The organism is Stenotrophomonas sp. INTA L402-1 (assembly GCF_059295135.1).
This window is the reverse complement of record NZ_JCAFWP010000090.1, coordinates 1-1,514: the sequence shown is the minus strand read 5'-3', so window position 1 is coordinate 1,514 and position 1,514 is coordinate 1. Positions and strand designations below refer to the sequence as shown.

Sequence of the window (1,514 nt, the reverse complement as noted above, 5' to 3'; positions counted from 1 at the left end):
AGATGTGTATAAGAGACAGGGGCGAACCAGGCCTCGACGAAGCGGTCGAGCTGGATCAGGTCCGGGTGCAGGGCTTCGTGCAGGTCGGCACGGGCAACGGCGCGGGTCAGCAGCATCGGCTGGCGCGGCTGCTTGAGCAGGTTCTGCAGCCAGGCGATGGCGCGCGCCACCACCAGGTCGCCTTCGGCCAGTTCATCGACCAGGCCGATCTGCAGCGCCTGTTCGGCCGGCACCAGCGAGCCGGTGGTCAGCAGGACGCCGGCGCGGTGTACGCCCACCGCGCGGCGCAGCAGGCGCTGGATGCCCTCCGGCGCGATCAGGCCCACCTGCACTTCGTTCAGGCCGATGGCATACGGCCGCGACGGATCGGCGCTGCGCGCCATCACCCGGTAGTCGCAGCACAGGGCCAGCACGCAGCCGCCCGCCGGTGCGTGGCCGGTGATCGCCGCGACCACCGGGATCCGGCTCTCGGCCAGCGTGCGCACGGCGCCAAAGAAGGCGTTCCAGGTGTCCAACAACTTGTGCTTGTCATCACCATGCGAGAGCAGGTGCGGCACGTCCATACCGCCGGTGAAGATGCGCTCGCTGCCCGACAGCACGATGCCGTGCGCGTCTTCGGCCATGGCCAGCTCGATGGCATGGATCAACTGCCGGCACAGTTCGGTGTCCAGTGCGTTGACCGGCGGCCGCGCCAGGCGCAGTTCGCGGATGGGGCCATGGTTGATCACCTCGATGAGCGTCGTCATGCTGCGGTCTCGTTGCGAAGAAGGAACCTGGGCGATGATAACCAAACCATTCGTTGGCGTACTGTTGGTTCTGTGTGCGGCCGCAGCATCGGTCTCGGCGGCGGAACCGGCGTGCGTCACGGTGGAGCAGGGCTGGGCGCGGTTGCCACCGAATCCGGCGATGCCGATGACCGCCGGCTATGGCGTGATCCACAACGGCTGCAGCAAAGCAGTGGCGATCACCGGCGCGACCAGCAGTGGCTTCGGCGATGTGTCGCTGCACGAGACCACGATCGTCGATGGGGTCAGCCGGATGCGCGCGATCGAGCGCCTGCCGCTGGCACCGGGCGCACGCGCCGAGCTCAAGCCCGGTGGTCTGCACCTGATGCTGATGCAGGGCAAGGGCGCGTTGAAGGAAGGCCAGGCGCTGCCGCTGCGGCTGCAGCTGGAAGGCGGTGGCGAAGCGAGCGCGACGTTGGTGGTGCGCAAGGCCGCGCCGTAAGCGCGCGGGGAAACGGCACGCTGCTGCTGACGCAAGGGGTTGGGATGGCCGTCGTAGCGTCGAGCTTGCTCGACGGCCCTGGCCTGCAGCAGTCGAGCAAGCTCGACTCTACGGATGAAGCGACGATTGGGATGGCTGCCGTAGCGTTGAGGACGCTGGGCGCGAACGGAATTCCGGTAGTGGCGGGGGCGGGGGCGGGGGGGGGGGCGGGGGGGGCCCCCCCCGCCCCCACCCCCGGGGGGGGTCGACCAGGGGAGCGCGAACCCCACCGCGCCGGGGGGGCGCGG

Annotated in this window: 2 protein-coding genes; one reads left to right on the top strand and one right to left on the bottom strand. The window is 69.6% G+C overall.

Translation table 11 applies throughout. The annotated features are described in order from the left end of the window. On the bottom strand, positions 1 to 746 hold a 746-nt coding region (locus AC5O77_RS21605; protein WP_494507153.1), incomplete at its 3' end, for an enoyl-CoA hydratase/isomerase family protein. Positions 747 to 780: 34 nt separating this feature from the next. Between AC5O77_RS21605 and AC5O77_RS21600 the strand changes: the two genes are divergently transcribed. After that, on the top strand, positions 781 to 1,227 hold the full coding sequence (locus AC5O77_RS21600) for a copper chaperone PCu(A)C (RefSeq protein WP_494507152.1): 447 nt from the start codon (positions 781 to 783) through the stop codon (positions 1,225 to 1,227). Positions 1,228 to 1,514: the final 287 nt, after the last annotated feature.